The sequence below is a fragment of the Streptomyces sp. D2-8 genome, assembly GCF_023184515.1.
Lineage (GTDB): Bacteria > Actinomycetota > Actinomycetes > Streptomycetales > Streptomycetaceae > Streptomyces.
The window spans coordinates 15,588-39,934 of sequence record NZ_JAAHBP010000001.1 but is presented as its reverse complement, the minus strand read 5'-3'; the positions used below and the strand labels follow the sequence as shown (position 1 = coordinate 39,934).

Sequence of the window (24,347 nt, the reverse complement as noted above, 5' to 3'; positions counted from 1 at the left end):
TTCCAGCCAAGCGGCTGTCGGCCGTGCCCGCAGTGGCTCCGTACGCACGAAAGCAGACCCCGTCATGTCGAACGCCAGCACCGCCCGTTTCTCCCGCCGCGGCCTGCTCGCCGCCGGTGGTGCACTCGGGCTCGGCGCCCTCGTGACCGCGTGTGGCAGTGAAGACTCCAAGGACGACGGCTCGGACTCGAAGGGTGCCGCCAAGTCCGGCCCCTGGTCCTTCAAGGACGACCGCGGCAAGACCGTGAGCCTGGACCACGTCCCCACGAAGATCGTCGCCTTCACCGGCGTCGCCGCCGCTCTGTACGACTACGGCATCGACGTCAAGGGCGTCTTCGGCCCGACCAAGACCAAGGACGGCAAGGCCGACGTCCAGGCCGGCGACCTGGACGTCAGCAAGCTGACCGTCTTCGGCAACAGGTTCGACCAGTTCAACGTCGAGCAGTACGCGGCCTTCCAGCCCGAGGTGCTCATCACCACGACCTTCGACGCCGCCGGCACCCTCTGGTACGTCCCGGAGGCCTCCAAGGACAAGATCGCCAAGCTCGCCCCGAGCGTGGCCGTCTCGGTCTTCGACCGGCAGATGCCGAAGCCGCTGCAGCGCATGGCCGAGCTCGCCGAGTCGCTCGGTGCCGACCTGAAGGCCGCGAAGGCCGTCGAGGCGAAGAAGCGCTTCGAGGCCGCCTCCGAGCGGCTGCGCAAGGCCGCCAAGTCCCGCCCCGAGATCAAGGTGCTGGCCGGCTCCGCCTCGGACGCGATCTTCTACGTCTCCGGCTCCAACTTCTCCATCGACCTGGAGTACTTCAAGGCCCTCGGCGTGAACCTCGTCGAGCCGCCGAAGAAGGCCATGGAGGCCAACGGCGGCTGGTTCGAGAACCTCAGCTGGGAGAACGTCGACAAGTACCCGGCGGACGTCATCATGATGGACGACCGCGCCTCGACCATCCAGCCGGCCGACATCAACGAGGCGACCTGGAAGAAGCTGCCCGCCGTCAAGGCCGGTCAGGTCATCTCGCGTTCGCCCGAGCCGATCCTGTCGTACGACAAGTGCACGCCTCTGGTGGAGAACCTCGCGAAGGCCATCGAGTCGGCCGAGAAGGTCGCCTGACACCCCCTCCCTTCCTGACGCCCAGGAGCCGCACGTGACTACCGCCGTAGCCGCCCCGTTCCGCTTCTTCTCCCTCCAGGTCGTGCGGACGAGGCGGCTCGGCCCGTCCCTGGTCCGTGTCACCTTCGGCGGGCCCGACCTGCACGCCTTCCACTCCGACGGGCGCGACCAGTCCCTGTCGCTGTTCCTGCCGCATCCCGGGCAGCCCGAGCCGGTCGTCCCGCTCGAGCTCGGGGACGGCTGGTGGCAGGGCTGGCGTGAACTCCCGGACGACGTACGGGCCGTGATGCGGTCGTACACCCTGCGCGGTCTGCGCCGCGACCCGGACGAGATCGACATCGACTTCGCCCTGCACGGCATCGAGCCGGGCGCCTGCGTCCAGGCGGGTCCGGCCTCCCGCTGGGCCGCCCGGGCCGCCGCCGGGGACCGGGTCCTGCTGCTCGGCCCGGCCGTCGCCGACAACCGGGCGATCCGCTTCCGGCCGCCGCAGGACACCGACCTCGTCGTCGTCTGGGGCGACGAGACCGCCGTACCGGCCGCCTCGGCCATCGTCGAGGCGCTGCCGGCCGGCACCCGCGCCCGGGTCTGGCTGGAGGTCCCGCACGCCGGCGACATCCAGGATCTGGTGACCGAGGCCGACGCCGAGATCACCTGGCTGGTCAGGGAGGAGAGGAACGCCGAGGGGTCCCCCATGGCCCTCGACGCCCTCCGCGACGCCCACCTGCCGTCCGCCGAGCGGCCCTACGTCTGGATCGCCGGCGAGTCCGGGTGCGTGAAGGAGCTGCGCCGGCACTTCGTACGCGAGCGCGGGATCGACCGCCGCCGGGTGACGTTCGTCGGCTACTGGCGCCGCGGCGTGAGCGAGGAGCAGCTGCGGGCGGAGGGGTAGCCGCAGCCTCACCAGGACCGCAGTGACACGAGTGATCACAGTCACGGCAGGGCCCGCCCTCCCGTCAAGTAACTTAGATTAGGCTTACCTAAGTTGGACCGGAGATCAGCCCACCCTGTCCCGCACCGGACTGTCCCACCCGGAGGACCCCCACATGCGTTCGCACCTGCTCAACGACACCACCGCGGAGCAGTACCGCCGCTCCGTGACCGACGGAGTCGAGCGGGTGGCCGCCAAACTCGCCGCCACCGACCGGCCGTTCACCGGCATCACCGTCGACGCCCTCTCCCCGCGCATCGACGAGATCGACCTCGACCGGCCGCTGCACGACACCACCGCGGTGCTCGACGAACTGGAGGACGTCTACCTCCGGGACGCGATCTACTTCCACCACCCCCGCTACCTGGCGCACCTCAACTGCCCGGTCGTCATCCCGGCCGTGCTCGGCGAGGCCGTCCTGTCCGCCGTGAACTCCTCGCTGGACACCTGGGACCAGTCGGCCGGCGGCACACTCATCGAGCGGAAACTGATCGACTGGACGACCGGCCGTATCGGCCTCGGCCCCGCCGCCGACGGCGTGTTCACCTCCGGCGGCACCCAGTCCAACCTCCAGGCCCTGCTGCTGGCCCGCGAGGAAGCCAAGACGGACTCCCTCGCCAAACTGCGCATCTTCGCCTCCGAGGTCAGCCACTTCAGCGTGAAGAAGTCCGCGAAGCTGCTCGGGCTCGGCCAGGACGCCGTGGTCTCCATACCCGTCGACCACGACAAGCGCATGCAGACCGTCGCGCTCGCCCGCGAGCTGGAGCGCTGCACGAAGGACGGCCTCGTCCCCATGGCCGTCGTCGCCACCGCCGGCACCACAGACTTCGGCTCCATCGACCCGCTCCCCGAGATCGCCGAGCTGTGCGAGCAGTTCGGCACCTGGATGCACGTCGACGCCGCCTACGGCTGCGGCCTGCTCGCCTCCCTGAAGCACCGGGACCGCATCAGCGGCATCGAGCGCGCCGACTCGGTCACCGTCGACTACCACAAGTCCTTCTTCCAGCCGGTGAGTTCCTCGGCCGTGCTGGTGCGGGACGCCGCCACGCTCCGGCACGCCACCTACCACGCCGAGTACCTCAACCCGCGCCGCATGGTGGAGGAGCGCATCCCCAACCAGGTGGACAAGTCGCTGCAGACCACCCGGCGCTTCGACGCCCTCAAGCTGTGGATGACCCTGCGGACCATGGGCGCCGACGGCATCGGGCAGCTCTTCGACGAGGTCTGCGACCTGGCCCGGGAGGGCTGGCGGCTGATCGCCGCCGACCCGCGGTTCGACGTCGTCGTGGAGCCGAGCCTGTCCACCCTCGTCTTCCGTTACATCCCGGCGGCCGTCACCGACCCCGCCGAGATCGACCGCGCCAACCTCCACGCCCGCAAGGCCCTGTTCGCCTCCGGTGACGCCATCGTCGCGGGCACCAAGGTCGGCGGCCGCCACTACCTGAAGTTCACCCTGCTCAACCCCGAGACACAGGCGTCCGACATCGCCGCCGTCCTCGATCTGATCGCCGGCCACGCCGAGCAGTACCTGGGAGAGTCCCTTGACCGCGCGTCCTGAAAACCCGACCAGAATCCACGACTTCGTGGGGATCGGGCTCGGCCCCTTCAACCTCGGCCTCGCCTGCCTGACCGAGCCGATCGACGAACTCGACGGCGTCTTCCTGGAGTCGAAGCCCGACTTCGAGTGGCATGCGGGCATGTTCCTGGACGGCGCCCACCTCCAGACACCGTTCATGTCGGACCTGGTCACCCTCGCCGACCCGACGTCCCCGTACTCCTTCCTGAACTACCTGAAGGAGAAGGGCCGGCTGTACTCGTTCTACATCCGCGAGAACTTCTACCCGCTGCGGGTCGAGTACGACGACTACTGCCGCTGGGCCGCGGGCAAACTGAGCAGCGTCCGCTTCGGCACGACGGTCGCCGAGGTGACGTACGAGGACGAGCTCTACGTCGTGAAGACCACCGCCGGTGACACCTACCGGGCCCGTCACCTGGTCCTCGGCACCGGCACCCCGCCCCACATACCCGAGGCCTGCCAGGGCCTGGGCGGCGACTTCCTCCACAACTCCCGCTACCTGGACAACAAGGCGGAGCTGCAGAAGAAGGACTCGATCACGCTGGTCGGCTCGGGCCAGTCGGCCGCCGAGATCTACTACGACCTGCTCAGCGAGATCGACGTCCACGGCTACCGGCTGAACTGGGTCACCCGCTCCCCGCGCTTCTTCCCGCTGGAGTACACCAAGCTCACGCTGGAGATGACGTCCCCGGAGTACGTCGACTACTTCCGCGAGCTGCCGGAGGCGACCCGCTACCGCCTCACGGCCGAGCAGAAGGGCCTGTTCAAGGGCATCGACGGCGACCTCATCAACGAGATCTTCGACCTGCTCTACCAGAAGAACCTCGGCGGCCCGGTCCCCACCCGGCTGCTCACCAACTCCTCCCTGAACAGCGCGCGGTACGAGAACGGCACGTACACGCTCGGCTTCCGCCAGGAGGAGCAGGGCAAGGAGTTCGAGCTGGACTCGCAGGGCCTGGTCCTGGCCACGGGCTACAAGTACGCCGAGCCGGAGTTCCTGGCCCCCGTCAAGGACCGCCTGGTCTACGACTCCCAGGGCAACTTCGACGTCGCCCGCAACTACGCCGTCGACGTCACGGGCCGCGGCATCTTCCTGCAGAACGCCGGCGTCCACACGCACAGCATCACCAGCCCGGACCTGGGCATGGGCCCGTACCGGAACGCGTACATCATCCGCGAGCTGCTCGGCAGCGAGTACTACCCGGTGGAAAAGACCATCGCGTTCCAGGAGTTCGCCGTATGAGCGCCGCCACCGGCATCGGAACGCTCACCGTCCGCCCCCTCGACCCCCTGAAGGACGCCGAGCTGCTGCACTCCTGGGTCACCCACCCCAAGGCGGCCTACTGGATGATGCAGGACGCGAAACTCCAGGACGTCGAGCGCGAGTACATGCGGATCGCGGCGCACGAGCACCACGACGCCTACATCGGTCTGCACGAGGGCCGGCCGGCGTTCCTGATGGAGAAGTACGACCCCCGGTACGTCGAGCTGACCGGGCTGTACGACCCGGAGCCCGGCGACGTCGGCATGCACTTCCTGGTCGCGCCGACCGACCGGCCGATCCACGGCTTCACCAAGGCCGTCATCACCGCCGTGATGGACGAGCTGTTCGCCGACCCGCGCACCCGCCGGGTCGTGGTGGAGCCCGACGTCAGCAACAAGGCAGTACACGCGCTCAACGAGGCCGTCGGCTTCGTGGCCGAGCGCGAGATCGACAAGCCGGAGAAGCGCGCGCTGCTGAGCTTCTGCACGCGTGCACAGTTCCTGGCTGCCCGAGGAGTGGCGATATGACCCTGTCCGACGCCGTGGCACACCTGTCCCCCGAGCGCTGGGACCAGGCCAACCGCCTGCTGGTCCGCAAGGCGCTCGCCGAGTTCACGCACGAGCGGCTGATCACCCCCGAGGAGGACGGGGAGCAGTACGTCGTCCGCAGTGACGACGGCCTGACGAGCTACCGCTTCTCCGCGGCCCGCCGCGCCCTGGACCACTGGCAGGTGGACGCCGACTCGATCACCCGCCACCGGAACGGCACCGAAGTCCCGCTCGCCGCGCTGGACTTCTTCATCGAACTGCAGAAGTCCCTGGGCCTGAGCGACGACGTCCTGCCGGTCTACCTGGAGGAGATCTCCTCCACCCTCTCCGGCACCTGCTACAAGCTCACCAAGCCGAAGAGCACGGCGGCCGAGCTCGCCCGCGGCGGCTTCCAGGCCATCGAGACCGGCATGACCGAGGGCCACCCCTGCTTCGTCGCCAACAACGGGCGGCTCGGCTTCGGCATCCACGAGTACCTGTCGTACGCGCCGGAGACGGCGAGCCCGGTCCGCCTGGTGTGGCTGGCCGCGCACAGGTCGCGCGCCGCGTTCACGGCCGGTGTCGGCATCGAGTACGAGTCGTTCCTGCGCGAGGAGCTGGGCGGCGAGACCGTCGAGCGCTTCCACGGCGTCCTGCGCGACCAGGGCCTCGACCCCGCCGACTACCTGTTCATCCCGGTCCACCCCTGGCAGTGGTGGAACAAGCTCACCGTCACCTTCGCGGCCGAGGTCGCCCGGAAACACCTGGTGTGCCTGGGCGAGGGCGACGACGAGTACCTGGCCCAGCAGTCCATCCGGACCTTCTTCAACAAGACCAGCCCGGAGAAGCACTACGTCAAAACGGCCCTGTCGGTCATCAACATGGGCTTCATGCGCGGTCTGTCGGCGGCCTACATGGAGGCCACCCCGGCGATCAACGACTGGCTGGCCCAGCTCATCGAGGGCGACCCGGTGCTGAGCTCCACGGGCCTGTCGATCATCCGGGAGCGCGCGGCGGTCGGCTACCGGCACCTGGAGTACGAGCAGGCGACGGACCGCTACTCGCCCTACCGCAAGATGCTCGCCGCGCTGTGGCGGGAGAGCCCGGTGCCGTCCCTGGCGGAGGGCGAATCCCTGGCCACCATGGCGTCCCTGGTCCACGTCGACCACCAGGGGGCGTCGGTCGCGGGCGCGCTGATCGAGCAGTCGGGCCTCGCCCCGAAGGAGTGGCTGCGCCGCTACCTCCAGGCCTACTTCACGCCGCTCCTCCACAGCTTCTACGCCTACGACCTGGTGTTCATGCCGCACGGCGAGAACGTCATCCTCGTGCTGAAGGACGGGGTGGTGCAGCGCGCGATCTACAAGGACATCGCCGAGGAGATCGCCGTCATGGACCCGGACGCGGTGCTGCCGCCGACGGTGGAGCGGCTGCGCGTGGAGGTCCCGGAGGACAAGAAGCTCCTGTCGATCTTCACGGACGTCTTCGACTGCTTCTTCCGCTTCCTCGCGGCGAACCTCGCCACCGAGGGCGTCCTGGAGGAGGACGACTTCTGGCGCACGGTCGCGGAGGTCACCCGCGCCTACCAGGACTCGATGCCCTCACTCGCCGACAAGTTCCAGCAGTACGACATGTTCGCCCCCGAGTTCGCGCTGTCCTGCCTCAACCGCCTCCAGCTCCGCAACAACGAGCAGATGGTCGACCTCGCGGACCCGTCCGGCGCCCTCCAGCTGGTCGGCACCCTGAGGAACCCCATAGCGGACCTCTGACCTCACAGACAGACGCGCACCCCCGGTGTACGGTCCACCGGGGGTGCGCGTCTTTGGGGGCGCGGGGAACTGCGCAATCTTTCAGGGGCGCGGGGAACCGCGCGACCAGCCCCCACGCACCCGCAGCCGAATCACCGACCGTCGGACGCGCCCCACGGAACCTGCGGCGACCGATACCACTCGATCCCCAGCGCATCCCACCGCTCAGCCTGCGCAGCAAGCCGCCCCTTGTACCGCTCCCAGTCAAGAGAAGCCGCCGACGACCACCCCAACTCGGCAACACCGGGCAACCGCGGAAACGCCATGTACTCGATGTGCTCGGAGTTCTCCAGCGTCTCCGACCACATCGGCGCCTCGACACCCCGTACGGCCCCGCCCGGCACCCCTGGCAGATACGCCCCGGGATCCCAGTCGTAAGACCGCTTCACCTCGACATACCCCGCCCAGGACAGCCCCAGCGGCGTCTCCTTCGTGTACTTCATGTCGAGATAGGCCCGGTCGGCCGGGGACAGGATCAGGCCCGTCCCGTTCTGCGCGGCCTTCGCGACCCGCGCCTTCTCCTCGGCACCGGTGCTGTCCAGACCCCAGTACTGGGCGAGGGCCCCCTTCGCCGGGGTCGCCCCGGTCAGCTGGTGCCAGCCGACGACCGTCTTGCCGTACTTCGCGACGATCGGCTGCACCCGGTCCATGAACGTCACGTAGTCCTCATGGCTGGTGGAGTGCGCCTCGTCGCCCCCGATGTGGAGGTACCTGCCCGGCGTGAGCGCGGCCAGCTCGCGGATCACGTCGTCCACGAAGTCGTACGTGATCTCCTTGCCGACGCACAGCGAGCTGAAGCCGACCTCGGTGCCGGTGTAGAGCGGGGGTGCCACTCCGTCGCAGTTCAGGCCGGCGTAGGAGGCGAGGGCGGCGTTGGTGTGGCCGGGCATGTCGATCTCGGGGACGACCTCCAGATAGCGGGAGGCGGCGTACCGCACGATCTCCTTGTAGTCGGCCTTGGTGTAGAAGCCGCCGGGACCGCCGCCGACCTCCGTCGAACCGCCGTAGGACGCGAGGCGCGGCCAGGAGTCGATGGCGATGCGCCAGCCCTGGTCGTCGCTGAGGTGCAGATGGAGCTTGTTGATCTTGTAGAGGGCGAGCTGGTCGATGTAGCGCTTGACCTGCCCGACGGTGAAGAAGTGCCGGGATACGTCGAGCATGGCGCCGCGCCAGCCGTAGCGCGGGGTGTCCGTGATCGTGCCGCCGGCGACCAGCCAGGGGCCGGGCTGGACGGAGTCCTTCTCGACGGCGGCGGGCAGGAGCTGGCGCAGGGTCTGCACGCCGTGGAAGAGACCGGCGGGCTCGGCGGCGGTGATGGTGACGCCGCCCCGGCCGCTGTCGAGCCGGTACCCCTCGGCGCCGAAGGGGCCCTCGGTGAGGCGCAGCCGGATGCCCCCGGCGCCCTGGGCGGTGACGGGGAGGCGGTAGCCGGTCGAGGGGCGCAGGATCCTCGCGAGGTACCCGCCGATGCCCCGGGTCTCACGGGACCCGTCGACGCGGATGTGGGTGCCGCGGGTGATCCGGTACGGGGATCCGCCCGGGTCGACCGAGGCGGGCGCGGGGACCACCCGGTCGAGCGGGGTGGGCGATGCCGCCGGCGTGGGAGCGGCCCCGGTCACCGAGGCGGTCATCGCGACCAGCAGCAGGGAACCGAGAAGGCGGAGCATTCTGCGGTGCCGTCTCACACGGCCATCTCTCACAAGCGTGTCCCTTCACGAGCCGTTGAGCTCCAAGAGGTCTGGACCACTCTCTCGTGAGACGGGTGGAACAATCCACCCCATGGCGGAAATCATCCAGAGGGACGGTACGTGGGCCTTCGACGGGGACGCGTTACGGCTGACTCCGGGACGGGACAAGAACGTCAGTCTGCTGCGCAGGGAGCTGGGTGAACTGGTCGTCCCGCTGGGGGCGTTGGCCGGTATCTCCCTGGAGCAGGGCAAGAAGTCGGGGCGGCTCAGGCTCCGGCTGCGCGACGGCGCCGACCCCCTCCTGCACGCCACCGGCGGCCGGCTCACCGAGCCCCACGACCCGTACCAGCTGATCGTGGAGTCCGACCGCTACGGCGTCGCCGAGTACTTCGTGGACGAGGTGCGCGGTGCCCTGCTCCTCGACCAGGTCCCCGCCGGGCCGGTCGACACGTACCTGCTGCCGGGTCCCTCCGTCCCCCTGTCGGTCTCCGCCGGGGACGGCACCGCCGGCTTCGACGGAGAGCGCATACGTCTGGAGTGGAACTGGAAGACGGAGGACGCCAAGGCCGCCGCCGGCGCCCGCACGCTCGCGCTCACCGACATCACGGGCGTGGAGTGGCACCCGGCGGCCGGCCTGGAGAACGGCCACCTGCGCTTCACCGTGCGGCACGCGCCCACCAAGACCCCGCCCAAGTACGACCCCAACGCCGTGGAGCTGTGGGGCTTCAAGAAGGACCCGCTGATGGCGCTGGTCGCGGCGGCGGTCCAGGCCAGGCTTCCGCACCCGGCCCAGGCCGCCGCCCACCCGGTGGACGCCCGACCGGAGCCGCCTTCTCCCCCGGTCGCGCCCACCGAGGACGACCACGACGCCCTGCTGCGCCGCCTGCGCGAGCTCGGTGAACTGCACCGCACGGGCGTGCTGACGGACGAGGAGTTCGCCCTGGCCAAGCAGGCGGTCCTCAAGCGGATGTGACACCCGGGACCGGGGCGCTCCTTGGCCCGGCGGACGACCGTGAAGTGGTCGACCTGGTCCCCGCTCTGCCCGAATCCGGGCAGAATTCTTGCGAAAGCGCCGCCGGTACCCCAGGATCTAGCGAGTGCACGACGAACTCGTAGATCATCTGACGCGGTCCACCGCCCTCGGCCGGGGCGAGGCGCTGCGGGTGATCCAGGACGTGCTCGCCTACTTCGACGAGACGACCGAGGAGTACGTCCGTCGCCGCCACCGCGAGCTCCAGGCCCAGGGCCTGGTCAACGCGGCGATCTTCGAGCGGATCGAGGCGGATCTCAAATACCGCGCGGTGGCCCCGCCGGAGCTCTCGCTCCGGCAGCTGCGGCGCATCGTCTACGGCTAGGAATACGTATACATGTGCGGAATCGTCGGTTACATCGGGAAGCGTGACGTCGCGCCCCTCCTCCTGGAGGGCCTCCAGCGCCTGGAGTACCGCGGCTACGACTCCGCGGGCATCGTCGTCACCACCCCTTCGAGCGGCCGCCTGAAGATGGTCAAGGCCAAGGGCCGCGTCCGTGACCTGGAGGCCAAGGTCCCGGCCCGCTTCAAGGGCACGACCGGTATCGCCCACACCCGCTGGGCCACCCACGGCGCCCCGTCCGACGTCAACGCGCACCCGCATCTGGACGCCGAGGGCAAGGTCGCCGTCGTCCACAACGGCATCATCGACAACGCCTCCGACCTGCGCCGCAAGCTGGAGGCGGACGGCGTCGAGTTCCTCTCCGAGACCGACACCGAGGTCCTCACCCACCTCATCGCCCGCTCGCAGGCGACCAAGCTGGAGGACAAGGTCCGCGAGACCCTCCGGCTCATCGAGGGCACGTACGGCATCGCCGTCATGCACGCCGACTTCCCCGACCGGATCGTGGTCGCCCGCAACGGCTCCCCGGTCGTCCTCGGCATCGGCGAGAAGGAGATGTTCGTCGCCTCCGACATAGCGGCCCTGGTCGCCCACACCCGCCAGATCGTCACCCTCGACGACGGCGAGATGGCCACCCTGAAGGCCGACGACTTCCGCACCTACACCACGGAGGGCACCCGCACCACGGCGGAGCCCACCACGGTCGAGTGGGAGGCCGCCTCCTACGACATGGGCGGCCACGACACCTACATGCACAAGGAGATCCACGAGCAGGCCGACGCCGTGGACCGCGTGCTGCGCGGCCGCATCGACGACCGCTTCTCCACCGTGCACCTGGGCGGCCTGAACCTGGACGCCCGCGAGGCCCGGCGGATCCGCCGCGTGAAGATCCTCGGCTGCGGCACCTCGTACCACGCGGGCATGATCGGCGCCCAGATGATCGAGGAGCTGGCCCGCATCCCCGCCGACGCCGAGCCCGCCTCGGAGTTCCGCTACCGCAACGCGGTCGTCGACCCCGACACCCTCTACGTCGCGGTCTCCCAGTCCGGCGAGACCTACGACGTCCTGGCCGCCGTGCAGGAGCTGAAGCGCAAGGGCGCCCGCGTCCTGGGCGTGGTGAACGTGGTCGGCTCGGCGATCGCCCGTGAGGCGGACGGCGGCATCTACGTGCACGCCGGTCCGGAGGTCTGCGTCGTCTCCACCAAGTGCTTCACCAACACCACGGTCGCCTTCGCCCTCCTCGCCCTCCACCTGGGCCGCACCCGCGACCTGTCGGTCCGGGACGGCAAGCGGATCATCGAGGGCCTGCGCAAGCTGCCCGCCCAGATCGCCGAGATCATGGAGCAGGAGGAGGACGTCAAGAAGCTGGCCCTGCAGTTCGCCGAGGCCCGCTCGATGCTCTTCATCGGCCGCGTCCGGGGCTACCCGGTGGCCCGCGAGGCCTCCCTGAAGCTCAAGGAGGTCTCCTACATCCACGCCGAGGCCTACCCCGCCTCGGAGCTCAAGCACGGCCCGCTGGCCCTGATCGAGCCGGCCCTCCCGACGGTCGCGATCGTCCCCGACGACGACCTCCTGGAGAAGAACCGCGCCGCCATGGAGGAGATCAAGGCCCGCAGCGGCAAGATCCTCGCGGTGGCCCACCAGCACCAGGAGAAGGCCGACGAGACGATCGTCGTCCCGAAGAACGAGGACGAGCTGGACCCGATCCTGATGGGCATCCCGCTGCAACTCCTGGCGTACCACACGGCATTGGCCCTGGGCCGGGACATCGACAAGCCCCGCAACCTCGCCAAGTCGGTGACGGTCGAGTAAGTGACCTTCTTCTAGGGGCGCGGGGAACTGCGCGAACAACCCCCACGCACCCGCACAGGCCACTCAAAGAAGACGGACCCCCATGTGCTGCCACGCAGCACAGGGGGTCCGTTTTCATCGCCGGGAAGCCGCCCAACTCCCCGGCCTGCGCAGCTAACCGGTGGCCGTCACTCCCCGGCCGGCAGCGCGTCGCGGGAGTGCCGTGGGCCAGTGCGCCAACGCGGCAGTCGCCGCGTACCAAGCCACCGCACCCGCGGCGACGGCGAACCAGCCCCCGACCTTCGCCAGCCCGTCGTTCTCCGCGAACACGGCGATCGCGAGCAGCACCAGCGACACGAAGAACAACCCGTACACGCCCTGCCCGAGTTGGTCCCCGCCCGCGAGCGTGAGAGACAGCGCCACGAGGGCGAACAACAGCAGGAACAGCCCTGTCGCGTCGCCGGAGGCACCCTCGGACACGGCCCACGTGAACCACAGCGCCCCGAGCACCGAGAACGCCGTACCACCGGCGGCGTCACCCTCCCGCAGGGCCACCAGCCCGGCGACGAAGAGCGCAATGCCACCCACGTACTGGGCGATTGACACGGCGTCAGCGGCAGACACGCCGTCGATCAGAGCGGTATGCCCCAGCCCGAAGGCCAACAGGGTGATTCCCAGGGCGAGTCGACCGACCACGGTCGTGATTCCGCTTCCCGCGGAGACGTCTTTGTCCACGGCGGGCTCCCTTCGTGCATGTGCAGTTGTGCGGTGTCCCGTATATGCCCTTCACAAGGGCACAAACACCTCTACGCGTGAGTAGATTTATGCGGCACGCAAGGGAGTTGCTCGTACGCGAACGTCAGGGAATGACGATGACGGGGCGCTGCGCCCGCTTGGCGAGGCGCCCGGCGACCGAGCCGAAGAGGCGGCCCACGATGCCGTGGGTGGAGCCGACGACGATCGCGTCGGCCTCGTACTCCCGGCCGACCTCTTCGAGTTCGTGGCAGATGTCGCCGCCGCGCTCGACCAGGATCCAGGGCACCTCGGCGAGATACTCCGCACAGGCCAGCTCGAGACCGAGCACCTCGGTGCGGTGATCCGGCACGTCCACGAAGACCGGCGGCTCGCAGCCGGCCCACACCGTGGTCGGCAGCCGGTTGGCGACGTGGACGATGATCAGGCCCGACCCGGAGCGATGGGCCATGCCGATCGCGTACGCCAGGGCGCGCTCACTGGACGTGGAGCCGTCGAAGCCGACGACGACCCCGTGCTTGAAGGCGGGATCGCAGGAATGGCGTGGCTCTTCCGCCGCCAGAGGCTCGGCCGCCGTGGGATCGGCGACGGGCCGCTTGCGGTCCGCTGGTTCGAAGAATTCGTGACCGGCCATGACTGTCTCGGCGTTGTGATCCTTATACGGGAGGGACAACATGTGCGGCGGAGCTGTGTCCGGGAATGGTCTTCCCAACCCCATACCCCCAAGGGTACGGCGGCACGCCTCCTTAGCCCAGATCCCGCTCACGGTGCGTGCGGGTTCCAGGGAGCATGCACGAGGCACCGCCCGTAACGCAATGGTTGCTGCGCTGTACAGGCGGTGTGCACAGGATTCACTTACCTGCGGGCCGATCCGGGCAGCCAGTGACCGACGCACCGGCCACGCGTTGAACTCCGTGAGTCACGCCACAGGGAGCACGCATGTCCGGACCCCGCGCCGCCGCCGAGGCGGACCGCGCGACCCCGCCGCCGCGGGACACCGCGACGGATGTGGTTCGCTGGGCCGCCTTCAGCTGCCTGCTCGTCCCGGTGGTACTCCTCGGCTACGGCGCCTCTCTGGCCGGCGCCGCCGGCACGGCCCTCGGGCTCGCGGCCGTCACGGGCGCCTGCCGGGTCCTGCTGCGCCAGTCCGAGCGCGGCGCGGCCCGGCTCGCGGCCGAGGACCGGGCACCCCACCGGGGCCGGCGCCACCGCACCGGAACGGGGTCGCACCGTGGCGGACGGCACACCGGAGGAGATACACCGGTCGGCTGACCGGTTTCCGCGCACGCGCACGCTGCTTTTCAGCCAACTTCTCGTACCTGCGCATCACCCGGTCCAACCACCCCCCAACCCCCGTTCGACCTGCACGGAAAGGGCCTCCGGGGACCTGCGCACCCTACGTGGATTGGCCACCGCGACAAGGCGCACTTCCCTGCACGCCCCACGAGTGCAACGCTTCGTGATCGAATGCTTCACGCCAAGTTGCCAAGTCGACAATGTGCCGAGTGACGAACCGGCCACTTCGGCACGACGGGACACAGTAGATTCGATCTTGACTGTCTACGGCGGGGGACTCGTGCAGGACCGAGGGGAAACGTGCAGGAGCGACACAACCGAGGAGCCGCGACCACCGAGGGGGGCTTAGCAGTATGAGCCACGACTCCACTGCCGCGCCGGAAGCCGCGGCCCGGAAACTTTCCGGGCGACGCCGCAAGGAGATCGTCGCGGTGCTGCTGTTCAGCGGCGGCCCCATCTTCGAGAGTTCCATACCGTTGTCGGTGTTCGGGGTTGACCGCCAGGACGCCGGCGTACCGCGCTACCGACTACTGGTGTGCGGGGGCGAGGACGGTCCGCTACGGACCACAGGGGGACTCGAACTCACCTCACCACATGGCCTGGAAGCGATCTCACGCGCGGGCACGGTCGTCGTACCGGCCTGGCGTTCGATCACTTCTCCGCCACCGGAGGAGGCGCTCGACGCGCTGCGCCGCGCCCACGAGGAGGGCGCCCGCATCGTCGGGCTGTGCACCGGTGCCTTCGTCCTCGCGGCGGCGGGCCTGCTGGACGGCCGCCCCGCGACGACACACTGGATGTACGCACCGACGCTGGCCAAGCGCTATCCGTCGGTGCATGTGGACCCGCGTGAGCTGTTCGTCGACGACGGCGACGTGCTGACATCGGCGGGCACCGCCGCGGGCATCGACCTGTGCCTGCACATCGTGCGCACGGACCACGGCAACGAGGCGGCCGGGGCCCTGGCCAGGCGGCTCGTCGTGCCGCCGCGCCGCAGCGGCGGGCAGGAGCGCTACCTCGACAGGTCTTTACCCGAGGAGATCGGCGCCGACCCGCTGGCCGAGGTCGTCGCCTGGGCGCTGGAGCACCTCCACGAACAGTTCGACGTGGAGACACTGGCGGCACGCGCGTACATGAGCCGGCGTACGTTCGACCGCCGCTTCCGCTCGCTGACCGGGAGCGCTCCGCTTCAGTGGCTGATCACGCAGCGAGTGCTCCAGGCGCAGCGCCTGCTGGAGACATCGGACTACTCGGTGGACGAGGTGGCGGGGCGCTGCGGCTTCCGGTCGCCGGTCGCCCTGCGCGGGCACTTCCGCCGCCAGCTGGGGTCGTCCCCGGCCGCGTACCGGGCGGCGTACCGCGCCCGGCGCCCGCAGGGCGAGCGGCCGCAGGACACCGAGAGCGCGCCGGGCGGCCCCGGGTCCGGCATGCAGGGCCATCCGGGCCACGCGGGGCATCCGGGCCAGCCCGGTCACGCGCCGACGCCGCTGCACCCGGAGCACCCGGTCCCGCTGCAGTCCCGCCGTACGGCGGCGGCGAGCGCGGTCGGCCAGTCCCCGGCCCTGTCGGCGAGCCTGCCCGGGCAGCGCAGCGCGCCGTGATCCGGTAGCGGGGCCCGCGAGGAGCACGTCTCCTCGCGGGCCCCGCGCCTTTCCCGGCACGCGCGGCTCAGCCGGTGGCAGCGGGCCGTAAGGTTAGACACATGAACGATCGCATGGTGTGGATCGACTGCGAGATGACCGGCCTCTCGCTGTCGGACGACGCGCTCATCGAGGTGGCCGCCCTCGTGACCGACTCCGAGCTGAACGTGCTCGGTGAGGGCGTGGACATCGTCATCCGGCCGCCGGAGCAGGCGCTGGAGACGATGCCGGATGTGGTGCGTCAGATGCACACCGCCTCCGGGCTGCTCTCCGAGCTGGCGCAGGGCACGACGCTGAAGGACGCCGAGGACCAGGTCCTGACGTACGTGAGGGAGTTCGTCAAGGAGCCGGGCAAGGCCCCGCTGTGCGGGAACTCCGTCGGTACGGACCGCGGCTTCCTGCTGCGTGACATGCCGACGCTGGAGGGCTACCTCCACTACCGGATCGTCGACGTGTCGTCGATCAAGGAGCTGTCCCGCCGCTGGTACCCGCGGGCGTACTTCAACAGCCCGCAGAAGAACGGCAACCACCGTGCGCTCGCCGACATCCGCGAGTCGATCGCGGAGCTGAGGTACTACCGCGAGGCCGTGTTCGTCCCGCAGCCAGGGCCCGACTCGGACACCGCGAAGAAGATCGCCGCGAAGCACGTTCTGCCTGCTCAGTAGGCAGATCAGGGGCCCGTCGGGGGGCGCCGCGAAAGCCGGGCGCGAGCACCCCTTCGGACCCTGTACACTTTTACTCGGCCGGTCGGGGACAGCACTGATCTCCAAGCCGGTCATGGTGGGTGTAGCTCAGCTGGTAGAGCACCTGGTTGTGGTCCAGGATGCCGCGGGTTCAAGTCCCGTCACTCACCCTGAGTATTCAGCCGGTGGCCTCGAAAGAGGCCACCGGCTGAAGCGTTTTCAGCGCGCCGCTCAAGGGGGCGTCCGCGGGCCGGGGCTACCGTCGGCGGCATGGACGGTGGACGCCGGGGATGGCGCGCGTGTGTGTTCGGCGGGGCGGTGTTCGCCGTCTGTATGGCCGGCACCACGCTGCCCACTCCCCTCTACCCCCTCTACCAGGACAAGTTCGGCTTCTCCGAGCTGACGGTCACCGTGGTGTACGCCCTGTACGCCTTCGCCGTGATCGGAGTGCTGCTACTGGTCGGCAACGCCTCGGACGCCGTGGGCAGGCGCCCGGTGCTGCTGTGCGGGCTGGGCTTCGCGGCGTTGAGCGCGGTCTGCTTCCTGTGCGCCACCGGGCTCGGCTGGCTGTACGCGGGGCGGCTGCTGTCGGGACTGTCCGCCGGGCTGTTCACCGGGGCCGCCACGGCGTACGTGATGGAACTGGCGCCGCAGGGCGGTGCCTCCCGGGCCACGTTCGTGGCGACGGCCGCCAACATGGGCGGACTGGGCTGCGGTCCGCTGCTCTCCGGGCTTCTCGCGCAGTACGCCCCCTGGCCGCTGTACCTGCCGTTCGTCACCCACCTCGCCCTGGTGGCCGCCTCGGCCGCCGTCCTGCTGCGGCTCGCGGAGACGGTACGGGAACGGCAGCCGCTGCGCACCGTACGCCCGCAGCGGCCCGCACTTCCCCCGCAGGTGCGTGCGGTGTTCGGCCCCGCAGCCACCGCCTCCTTTGTCGGGTTCGCCCTGTTCGGGGTGTTCACCTCGGTCAGCCCGGCGTTCCTCGCGGAGTCCCTGGACGTCGACAATCACGCCGTGAGCGGGCTGATCGTCGCGCTGGCCTTCTTCGCGTCCACCGCCGGGCAACTGGCCGTCGGCCGGGTCGGCGTACGGCGCTCCCTCCCGCTGGGCTGCGCCGGGCTCCTCGCCGGGCTGGCGCTGCTCGCCGGCGCGCTGCGGTGGGACCAGATGTCCCTGCTGATCGCCAGCGCGCTCGTCGGCGGAATCGGCCAGGGCCTGGCGTTCCGCGGAGCCCTGACCGACGTGGCCGAGGCCTCTCCGGAGCACCGGCGCGCGGCGGTGATCTCGACGCTGTTCGTGGTCGCCTACGCGGGCATCTCCCTCCCCGTGATCGGCGTCGGCCTCCTGACCGGCCCGATCGGCCTGGAGGGCGCGGGACTGGTGTTCATCGCCTGCATGGCCGTCCTGGTCGTGACGGCAGCGGCGTATCTCCTGCGGCGGCTGGTACCGGCCCGGGTGTGAGGGCGGGCGCGGCCGATCGGCTCAGCCCGTACGGGTTGGCCGACCGCGGCCCACCGACCCCCGCCACGCCCTCGTCAACTCCCCCACTCCCGCGAACCGTTCGCCCGGGCCGGATGGGCGGCCCGTTCCACCACCGCCAGTTGCCCGGCCCTGCCCCGCCAGGCGCGTTCCCCGTCACCCGCCTCACGACGACGACCGGGACACCAGCTCCGTGGCCAGGACCATCTGCCGGCGCTCCAGGCCCCGGGACGCGAGCGGGCGGCGGTCGGCGACCTCCGTGAGCAGGAGGTCTATCATCCGGCGGCCCATCTCCTCGATGGGCTGGCGGACGCTGGTCAGCGGCGGTTCCATGTGGCGGGCGATGGCGGAGTCGTCGTAGCCGACGAGCGCCACGTCCTCCGGGATGCGGCGGCCCGCCTCGCGCAGCGCCCGGCGGGCGCCGGCCGCGGTGACGTCGGAGGCGGCGAAGACCGCGTCGATGTCCGGGCGGCGCTCCAGCAGGGCCGCCATGGCCCGGTATCCGCCCTCCTCCGTGAAGTCCCCCGCCTCGATCAACCCCTCGTCCGCCCCGAGGCCGGCGTCGCTCATGGCCTCGCGGTAGCCGTCGACACGGCGCTGGGCACCGTAGACGTCGAGGCGGCCGGTGATGTGGGCCACCCGGCTGCGGCCCCGGGACAGCAGATGCTCGACGGCCTGGCGGGCGCCGCCGTAGTTGTCCGAGTCGACCGACGGCAGGGTCTCCGCCGACGAGCGCGGGCCGCTGATCACCGCCGGGATCTCCAGCTGGGCCAGCAGGTCGGGCAGCGGATCGTCCGCGTGCACCGAGACCAGCAGGACACCGTCCACGCGGTGGGCCGCCAGGTACTGGGCGAGGCGGGCACGTTCGCGGTCGCTGCCCGCGAAGATCAGCAGCAGCTGCATCTCCGTGTCGGACAGCGCCGCCCCGACGCCCTTCAGCATGTCCGAGAAGTACGGCTCCGCGAAGAACCGGGTCTCCGGCTCGGGTACGACCAGCGCGATCGCGTCCGTACGGTTGGCGGCCAGGGCGCGGGCCGCGGTGTTGGGGACGTAGCCGAGCTCCGCGACCGCCGCCTCGACGGCCGCGCGGGTCGCGTCGCTGACCCGGGGCGAGCCGTTGATCACCCGCGAGACGGTGCCGCGGCCGACACCGGCGCGCGCCGCCACCTCTTCGAGGGTGGGCCGGCCACCACTTCGGCCCCGCGCTCCGTGGGTTGCCATGGGCTCCGCCTTCCCGTCCACACCCGCACTCTGCGACTGGCCTGGAATTTAACAGGCTTGTCAGCCGTCTGACCGCTGCCGAGGGCCCGCCGCCCCCGGCCCTCCGCTTCGGCCGGGCGAACCGCTGCGACCGGCGCCCCGGCTGGCTTGATACCACCGGCCCGGGCCCCAACCGATCCCGACCCCGGTCCAGCTAACAGCCCGGTAACTGAACGCATCTCTCCCTGTCCGGTCCCTTGACACCCCCGCCGCGACCGGGGACTCTTCAACACATCACTGGTGGGAGCGCTCCCACAGTACCTGACACATACACAACCCGCACGTTCCCCACCCGAGCCTTAAGCGCGTAAAACGGTCCGACAATGCAGTTGGCCGGGGGGTCGGCACGTCAGGGCAACAGGAGGACGACATGCGAGCACGCATCCGAACCGCCCGCAAGGCGATGGTCGTCGCGGCCGTCGCGTCGCTGGGCGCCGGGCTGCTGGCCGGCTGTGCCGACGATGGCGACGGCGGTGGCAGTTCGTCGTCGGGTGGCGGCAGCGGCAAGACCAAGATCACCCTGGGGCTCTTCGGCACCTTCGGGTTCGAGGAGGCCGGCCTCTACAAGGAGTACGAGAAGCTCCACCCGGACATCGACATCCAGCAGACGGTCGTCGAGCGGAACGAGAACTACTACCCCACCCTGGTCAACCACCTGACCACCAACAGCGGCCTTCAGGACATCCAGGGCGTCGAAGTCGGCAACATCGCCGAGGTCGTCAAGACCCAGTCCGACAAGCTGCTGGACCTCTCCAAGTACGGCAAGAAGAGCGATTACCTGGAGTGGAAGTGGCAGCAGGCCACTGCCGAGGGCGGCCAGACCGTCGGCCTGGGCACGGACGTCGGCCCGATGGCCATCTGCTACCGCAAGGACCTCTTCAAGAAGGCCGGTCTGCCCACCGACCGCGAGGAGGTGTCCAAGCTGTGGGCCGGCGACTGGAACAAGCTGGTCGAGGTCGGCGAAGACTACAAGAAGAAGGCCCCGGAGGGCACCACCTTCCTGGACTCCCCCGGCGGCCTGCTCCAGGCGATCCTCAGCAGTGAGAAGGACCGCTTCTACGACTCCTCCGGCAAGGTCATCTACAAGTCGAACCCGGCCGTGAAGGACGCGTTCGACCTCACCGCGAAGGCCGCCAAGGACGGGCTGATCGGAAACCAGACACAGTTCCAGCCCGCCTGGGACACCACGATCGCCAACAGCAAGTTCGCCGCGATGTCCTGCCCGCCGTGGATGCTCGGCTACATCAAGGGCAAGTCGAAGCCGGATGCCAAGGGCAAGTGGGACGTGGCCGCGTCGCCGAAGTCCGGCAACTGGGGCGGTTCCTTCCTGACGGTTCCCAAGTCGGGCAAGAACACCGAGGAGGCCGCGAAGCTGGCCGCCTGGCTGACAGCGCCCGAGCAGCAGGCCAAGCTCTTCGCCGTGCAGGGCAGTTTCCCGAGCACCCCGGCGGCCTACGAGTCGGACGCGGTGAAGAACGCCAAGAACGAGATGACCGGTGACACGCCGATCGGCACCATATTCGCCGCGGCCGCCCAGAGCAGCCCGGTGCAGACGATCGGCCCCAAGGACCAGATCATCCAGCAGGGTCTGACTGACAACGGCGTCATTCTCGTCACCCAGGGCAAGTCGCCCGAGGAGGCGTGGAACACGGCCGTCAAGACCATCGACAACAACCTGGACCAGTGACCGGAATGGCAACCAGGCACGACACCGCCGCGCCCCCCGTGAAGGAGGGGGGCGCGGCCCCGGGCCGCCCTCCGGCCGACGCGGCCGAGGAGGCGGCGAGGAAGAAGCGCGCCCGGCTCTCACGCCGCTGGCAGCGCGACATGCGCTGGAGCCCGTACGCCTTCGTCTCGCCGTTCTTCCTGCTCTTCCTCGCGTTCGGCCTGTTCCCGCTGCTGTACACCGGCTGGGCATCGCTGCACCAGGTGGAGCTGACCGCGCCCACGGACATGTCCTGGGTGGGCCTGCGCAACTACACCCGTATCTTCGACGACGACTTCTTCTGGAACGCGGCCAAGAACACCCTGACCATCGGCGTCATCTCCACGGTTCCGCAGCTGCTGATGGCGATGGGCATCGCCCACATCCTCAACTACAAGCTGCGCGGCTCCACCTTCTACCGCGTGGTGATGCTGGCCCCGTACGCCACGTCGATCGCCGCCGCCTCGCTGGTCTTCGTGCTGCTCTTCGGCCGTGACTACGGCATGATCAACTGGGTGCTGAACACCATCGGCATCGACAACGTCGACTGGCAGAACGACAAGTGGCCGTCCCAGATCGCCGTGTCGACGATCATCATCTGGCGCTGGACGGGCTACAACGCGCTGATCTACCTGGCCGCGATGCAGGCGATCCCGCAGGACCTGTACGAGTCGGCGGCGCTGGACGGAGCCAGCCGCTGGCGGCAGTTCCTCCACGTCACGCTGCCCTCATTGCGTCCGACGATCCTGTTCACGGTCGTGGTGTCGACCATCGGCGCCTCGCAGGTGTTCGGCGAGCCGCTGCTGTTCGACGCGAACAAGGGCGCCTCCGGCGGTTCCCAGCACCAGTTCCAGACGCTCGGCCTGTATCTGTACGAGCAGGGCTGGGTCAACCAGCACCTGGGCCGCGCTTCCGCCATCGCCTGGACGATGTTCCTGATCCTCATCGTGATCGGGGTCGTCAACTACGTCATCTCGCGCCGGCTGCGCGCCAGTAGCTAAGGAGAACCGGCCGTGACGACGACCCTGACAAAACCCCCGGCCGACGCGGTCCCCGAGCCGCCGAAGCGGTCACGTGGCATGAAGGCGGCACGCGCGGGCGGGCAGCTGCACGCCGGCCCGGTGGCGTACGTCATCCTCGCCCTGTTCACCCTCGTCTCACTGTTCCCGTTGGTGTGGACGGCGATCGCCGCCTCGCGCGACAACCAGCGCTTGGCGCAGACCCCGCCGCCGTTCTGGTTCGGCTCCGGCCTGTTCGACAAGCTCGAAGTGGCCTGGACGGACGCCAACCTGGGCGAGGCGTTCCTCAACACCACGCTGGTGGCGGGTATTTCGGCGTTCACTATCGTCTTCCTGTCGACGATCGCCGGGTTCGCCTTCGCCAAGCTGCGGTTCAAGGGCCGCAACGCGGCGATGCTGGTGGTGATCGGCACGATGATGGTGCCGCCGCAACTCAGCATCATCCCGCTGTACATGATGGTCGCCAAGCTCGACTGGACCGACCAGCTCCAGGCGGTGATCTTCCCGTCGTTGGTGAGCGCGTTCGGGGTGTTCTTCATGCGGCAGTACCTGATCCAGGCGCTCCCGGACGAGATCATCGAGGCGGCCCGGGTGGACGGCGCGAGCAGCTGGCGCGTGGTGTGGCACGTGGTGTTCCCGACGGCGCGGCCTGCGATGGCCGTCCTGGGCATGCTGATGTTCGTGCAGACCTGGAATGACTTCCTGTGGCCCTTCCTGGTCCTGACCCAGACCGGCAACCCGACCGTGCAGGTGGCGGTCGCGGGCCTGGGTCGCGGTTACACCCCGGACCAGTCGCTGATCATGGCCGGCGCCCTGCTGGGCACGTTGCCGTTGCTGATCGTCTTCGCGATCTTCGGCAAGCAGATCGTCGGCGGCATCATGCAGGGGGCCGTCAAGGGCTGAGCCTCTCTGCTTTCCCAGGGGCCGAGCCACCGCCGCCTCGGCCCCTTTCCTCCCCTCCCCCCACCCACTCGTCGGTCCACACGACCCCCTTTGGGAGCGTTTCCATGCCTGACTCCGAGAACCCGGCCACTCCGGTGACCTTCCCGCCCGCCTTCCTGTGGGGCGCGGCGACGTCCGCGTACCAGATCGAGGGTGCGGTGCGGGAGGACGGCCGTACGCCGTCGATCTGGGACACCTTCAGCCATACGCCGGGCAAGACGGCCGGTGGCGACACCGGTGACATCGCTGTCGACCACTACCACCGCTACCGCGACGACGTGGCGCTGATGGCGGAGCTGGGCCTGGGTGCCTACCGTTTCTCCATCTCGTGGTCGCGGGTGCAGCCGACCGGCCGGGGCCCGGCCGTGCAGAAGGGCCTGGACTTCTACCGGCGGCTGGCGGACGAGCTGCTGGCCAAGAACATCAAGCCGGCCGTCACCCTCTACCACTGGGACCTGCCGCAGGAGCTGGAGGACGCGGGCGGCTGGCCGGAGCGCGACACGGCGTACCGGTTCGCGGAGTACGCGCAGATCGTCGGTGAGGCGCTGGGCGACCGGGTGGAGCAGTGGATCACGCTCAACGAGCCGTGGTGCAGCGCGTTCCTGGGCTATGCCTCCGGGGTGCACGCCCCGGGCCGTACGGACCCGGCGGCCTCGCTGCGTGCCGCGCACCATCTGAACCTGGCGCACGGGCTGGGCGCGTCCGCGCTGCGGTCGGTGATGCCGGCCCGCAACACCGTCGCGATCAGTCTCAACTCCTCGGTGGTGAGGCCGCTTTCGCAGGACCCGGCGGATCTTGCGGCGGCCCGCAGGATCGACGACCTGGCCAACGGCGTGTTCCACGGACCGATCCTGCACGGTGCCTACCCGGAGTCGCTGTACGTGGCGACGGCGAGCCTCACGGACTGGGACCACGTCCTCGACGGCGACCTGGAGCTGATCAACCAGCCGCTGGACGCGCTGGGCCTCAACTACTACACGCCCGCGCTGGTTTCGGCGGCGGACGCGTCGGCTCAGGCGCCGCGCGCCGACGGCCACGGGGCGAGCGACCACTCGCCGTGGCCGGCCGCAAACGACGTCGCCTTCCACCAGACGCCCGGTGACCGCACGGAGATGGGCTGGACGATCGACCCGACCGGCCTGCACGAGCTGATCATGCGCTACACCCGGGAGGCGCCGGGCCTGCCGCTCTACATCACGGAGAACGGCGCGGCCTACGACGACAAGATCGACTCCGACGGCCGCGTGCACGACCCGGAGCGGGTCGCCTACTTGCACGGCCACCTGTCGGCGGTCCGCCGGGCGATCGCCGACGGCGCGGACGTCCGCGGCTACTACCTGTGGTCCCTGATGGACAACTTCGAGTGGGCGTACGGCTACGGCAAGCGCTTCGGCGCGGTCTACGTGGACTACGCGACGCTGGAGCGCACCCCGAAGACGAGCGCCCAGTGGTACAGCCGGGCGGCGCGGACCGGGGCACTGCCCGAGGTCGAGGCGGTCTGACCGGCGGGGGA

21 protein-coding genes and 1 tRNA gene are annotated in these 24,347 nt (G+C 69.7%); 18 read left to right on the top strand and 4 right to left on the bottom strand.

The window, feature by feature from the left end; translation table 11 throughout:
• Nucleotides 1-64: 64 nt before the first annotated feature.
• The 6 genes from G3I77_RS00185 to G3I77_RS00160 all read left to right on the top strand — a co-directional run bounded on the left by G3I77_RS00185 (nucleotide 65) and on the right by G3I77_RS00160 (nucleotide 7,169).
• Nucleotides 65-1,108, top strand: a complete 1,044-nt coding sequence (locus G3I77_RS00185; protein ID WP_248500349.1) for an ABC transporter substrate-binding protein — start codon at nucleotides 65-67, stop codon at nucleotides 1,106-1,108.
• Nucleotides 1,109-1,142: 34 nt separating this feature from the next.
• Nucleotides 1,143-1,997: a siderophore-interacting protein gene (locus G3I77_RS00180; RefSeq protein ID WP_248500348.1), complete on the top strand. Its 855-nt coding sequence runs from the start codon at nucleotides 1,143-1,145 to the stop codon at nucleotides 1,995-1,997.
• Nucleotides 1,998-2,151: 154 nt separating this feature from the next.
• Nucleotides 2,152-3,594 carry an aspartate aminotransferase family protein gene (gene desA / locus G3I77_RS00175; protein WP_248500347.1) on the top strand — a complete coding sequence of 481 codons (1,443 nt, stop codon included), beginning with the start codon at nucleotides 2,152-2,154 and terminating at the stop codon, nucleotides 3,592-3,594.
• Entirely contained in the window at nucleotides 3,578-4,855 is a 1,278-nt protein-coding gene (locus tag G3I77_RS00170) for a lysine N(6)-hydroxylase/L-ornithine N(5)-oxygenase family protein (protein WP_248500346.1), read from the top strand. The genes desA and G3I77_RS00170 overlap by 17 nt, the downstream gene beginning before the upstream one ends.
• Nucleotides 4,852-5,403 carry a GNAT family N-acetyltransferase gene (locus G3I77_RS00165; protein WP_248500345.1) on the top strand — a complete coding sequence of 184 codons (552 nt, stop codon included), beginning with the start codon at nucleotides 4,852-4,854 and terminating at the stop codon, nucleotides 5,401-5,403. Before G3I77_RS00170 ends, G3I77_RS00165 begins: the two co-directional genes overlap by 4 nt.
• Nucleotides 5,400-7,169 (top strand): IucA/IucC family siderophore biosynthesis protein, encoded by a 1,770-nt coding sequence (locus G3I77_RS00160; RefSeq protein WP_248500344.1) that lies wholly within the window; start codon nucleotides 5,400-5,402, stop codon nucleotides 7,167-7,169. Before G3I77_RS00165 ends, G3I77_RS00160 begins: the two co-directional genes overlap by 4 nt.
• Nucleotides 7,170-7,300: 131 nt before the next feature.
• Here the strand turns inward: G3I77_RS00160 and G3I77_RS00155 are convergent, their stop codons facing one another.
• Complete coding sequence (locus G3I77_RS00155) at nucleotides 7,301-8,875, bottom strand: beta-N-acetylhexosaminidase (RefSeq protein ID WP_248500343.1); 1,575 nt, start codon at nucleotides 8,873-8,875, stop codon at nucleotides 7,301-7,303.
• 112 nt (nucleotides 8,876-8,987) lie between these two features.
• On the opposite strand from G3I77_RS00155, the gene G3I77_RS00150 reads away from it, so the two are divergent.
• The 3 genes from G3I77_RS00150 (at nucleotide 8,988) to glmS (ending at nucleotide 12,081) form a co-directional block, all read left to right on the top strand.
• Nucleotides 8,988-9,869: a DUF4429 domain-containing protein gene (locus G3I77_RS00150; protein WP_248500342.1), complete on the top strand. Its 882-nt coding sequence runs from the start codon at nucleotides 8,988-8,990 to the stop codon at nucleotides 9,867-9,869.
• A 124-nt stretch (nucleotides 9,870-9,993) separates the two neighbouring features.
• A complete protein-coding gene (locus tag G3I77_RS00145) occupies nucleotides 9,994-10,251 on the top strand; it encodes a hypothetical protein (RefSeq protein ID WP_030838058.1) in 258 nt (85 codons plus the stop codon).
• Nucleotides 10,252-10,263: 12 nt separating this feature from the next.
• Nucleotides 10,264-12,081 (top strand): glutamine--fructose-6-phosphate transaminase (isomerizing), encoded by a 1,818-nt coding sequence (gene glmS, locus G3I77_RS00140; protein ID WP_248500341.1) that lies wholly within the window; start codon nucleotides 10,264-10,266, stop codon nucleotides 12,079-12,081.
• Nucleotides 12,082-12,234: 153 nt separating this feature from the next.
• Here glmS and G3I77_RS00135 read toward each other — a convergent pair whose 3' ends face one another.
• Both G3I77_RS00135 and G3I77_RS00130 read right to left on the bottom strand, forming a co-directional pair.
• Complete coding sequence (locus G3I77_RS00135) at nucleotides 12,235-12,795, bottom strand: GPR1/FUN34/YaaH family transporter (RefSeq protein WP_248500340.1); 561 nt, start codon at nucleotides 12,793-12,795, stop codon at nucleotides 12,235-12,237.
• A 124-nt stretch (nucleotides 12,796-12,919) separates the two neighbouring features.
• Nucleotides 12,920-13,447, bottom strand: coding sequence for a universal stress protein (locus G3I77_RS00130; protein WP_010986667.1), 528 nt, complete (start codon nucleotides 13,445-13,447; stop codon nucleotides 12,920-12,922).
• A gap of 305 nt (nucleotides 13,448-13,752) precedes the next feature.
• On the opposite strand from G3I77_RS00130, the gene G3I77_RS00125 reads away from it, so the two are divergent.
• The 5 genes from G3I77_RS00125 to G3I77_RS00105 all read left to right on the top strand — a co-directional run bounded on the left by G3I77_RS00125 (nucleotide 13,753) and on the right by G3I77_RS00105 (nucleotide 17,890).
• A complete protein-coding gene (locus G3I77_RS00125; protein WP_248500339.1) occupies nucleotides 13,753-14,085 on the top strand; it encodes a hypothetical protein in 333 nt (110 codons plus the stop codon).
• A 377-nt stretch (nucleotides 14,086-14,462) separates the two neighbouring features.
• Complete coding sequence (locus G3I77_RS00120; protein ID WP_248500338.1) at nucleotides 14,463-15,707, top strand: helix-turn-helix domain-containing protein; 1,245 nt, start codon at nucleotides 14,463-14,465, stop codon at nucleotides 15,705-15,707.
• 101 nt (nucleotides 15,708-15,808) lie between these two features.
• On the top strand, nucleotides 15,809-16,411 hold the full coding sequence (orn, locus tag G3I77_RS00115) for an oligoribonuclease (protein WP_248500337.1): 603 nt from the start codon (nucleotides 15,809-15,811) through the stop codon (nucleotides 16,409-16,411).
• A gap of 115 nt (nucleotides 16,412-16,526) precedes the next feature.
• Nucleotides 16,527-16,599 (top strand) — tRNA-His (locus tag G3I77_RS00110).
• A 100-nt stretch (nucleotides 16,600-16,699) separates the two neighbouring features.
• Nucleotides 16,700-17,890, top strand: coding sequence for an MFS transporter (locus G3I77_RS00105; protein ID WP_248500336.1), 1,191 nt, complete (start codon nucleotides 16,700-16,702; stop codon nucleotides 17,888-17,890).
• 183 nt (nucleotides 17,891-18,073) lie between these two features.
• Here G3I77_RS00105 and G3I77_RS00100 read toward each other — a convergent pair whose 3' ends face one another.
• A complete protein-coding gene (locus G3I77_RS00100; RefSeq protein WP_248500335.1) occupies nucleotides 18,074-19,129 on the bottom strand; it encodes a LacI family DNA-binding transcriptional regulator in 1,056 nt (351 codons plus the stop codon).
• 409 nt (nucleotides 19,130-19,538) lie between these two features.
• Between G3I77_RS00100 and G3I77_RS00095 the strand changes: the two genes are divergently transcribed.
• The 4 genes from G3I77_RS00095 (at nucleotide 19,539) to G3I77_RS00080 (ending at nucleotide 24,336) form a co-directional block, all read left to right on the top strand.
• Nucleotides 19,539-20,855, top strand: coding sequence for an ABC transporter substrate-binding protein (locus G3I77_RS00095; RefSeq protein WP_248500334.1), 1,317 nt, complete (start codon nucleotides 19,539-19,541; stop codon nucleotides 20,853-20,855).
• 5 nt (nucleotides 20,856-20,860) lie between these two features.
• Nucleotides 20,861-21,874: a carbohydrate ABC transporter permease gene (locus G3I77_RS00090; RefSeq protein ID WP_248500333.1), complete on the top strand. Its 1,014-nt coding sequence runs from the start codon at nucleotides 20,861-20,863 to the stop codon at nucleotides 21,872-21,874.
• A gap of 12 nt (nucleotides 21,875-21,886) precedes the next feature.
• Entirely contained in the window at nucleotides 21,887-22,795 is a 909-nt protein-coding gene (locus G3I77_RS00085) for a carbohydrate ABC transporter permease (RefSeq protein ID WP_248500332.1), read from the top strand.
• Between the two features lie 104 nt (nucleotides 22,796-22,899).
• A complete protein-coding gene (locus G3I77_RS00080; protein ID WP_248500331.1) occupies nucleotides 22,900-24,336 on the top strand; it encodes a GH1 family beta-glucosidase in 1,437 nt (478 codons plus the stop codon).
• The last annotated feature ends 11 nt before the right edge of the window (nucleotides 24,337-24,347 follow it).

Excerpts from the sequence above, each read along its gene's own strand:
- G3I77_RS00095 (WP_248500334.1), top strand. The coding sequence starts at position 19,539 with ATGCGAGCACGCATCCGAACCGCCCGCAAGGCGATGGTCGTCGCGGCC.
- G3I77_RS00100 (WP_248500335.1), bottom strand. The coding sequence starts at position 19,129 with ATGGCAACCCACGGAGCGCGGGGCCGAAGTGGTGGCCGGCCCACCCTC.
- G3I77_RS00125 (WP_248500339.1), top strand. The coding sequence starts at position 13,753 with ATGTCCGGACCCCGCGCCGCCGCCGAGGCGGACCGCGCGACCCCGCCG.
- desA (WP_248500347.1), top strand. The coding sequence starts at position 2,152 with ATGCGTTCGCACCTGCTCAACGACACCACCGCGGAGCAGTACCGCCGC.
- G3I77_RS00150 (WP_248500342.1), top strand. The coding sequence starts at position 8,988 with ATGGCGGAAATCATCCAGAGGGACGGTACGTGGGCCTTCGACGGGGAC.
- G3I77_RS00185 (WP_248500349.1), top strand. The coding sequence starts at position 65 with ATGTCGAACGCCAGCACCGCCCGTTTCTCCCGCCGCGGCCTGCTCGCC.
- orn (WP_248500337.1), top strand. The coding sequence starts at position 15,809 with ATGAACGATCGCATGGTGTGGATCGACTGCGAGATGACCGGCCTCTCG.
- G3I77_RS00105 (WP_248500336.1), top strand. The coding sequence starts at position 16,700 with ATGGACGGTGGACGCCGGGGATGGCGCGCGTGTGTGTTCGGCGGGGCG.
- G3I77_RS00120 (WP_248500338.1), top strand. The coding sequence starts at position 14,463 with ATGAGCCACGACTCCACTGCCGCGCCGGAAGCCGCGGCCCGGAAACTT.
- glmS (WP_248500341.1), top strand. The coding sequence starts at position 10,264 with ATGTGCGGAATCGTCGGTTACATCGGGAAGCGTGACGTCGCGCCCCTC.
- G3I77_RS00090 (WP_248500333.1), top strand. The coding sequence starts at position 20,861 with ATGGCAACCAGGCACGACACCGCCGCGCCCCCCGTGAAGGAGGGGGGC.
- G3I77_RS00155 (WP_248500343.1), bottom strand. The coding sequence starts at position 8,875 with ATGCTCCGCCTTCTCGGTTCCCTGCTGCTGGTCGCGATGACCGCCTCG.
- G3I77_RS00165 (WP_248500345.1), top strand. The coding sequence starts at position 4,852 with ATGAGCGCCGCCACCGGCATCGGAACGCTCACCGTCCGCCCCCTCGAC.
- G3I77_RS00130 (WP_010986667.1), bottom strand. The coding sequence starts at position 13,447 with ATGGCCGGTCACGAATTCTTCGAACCAGCGGACCGCAAGCGGCCCGTC.
- G3I77_RS00080 (WP_248500331.1), top strand. The coding sequence starts at position 22,900 with ATGCCTGACTCCGAGAACCCGGCCACTCCGGTGACCTTCCCGCCCGCC.
- G3I77_RS00160 (WP_248500344.1), top strand. The coding sequence starts at position 5,400 with ATGACCCTGTCCGACGCCGTGGCACACCTGTCCCCCGAGCGCTGGGAC.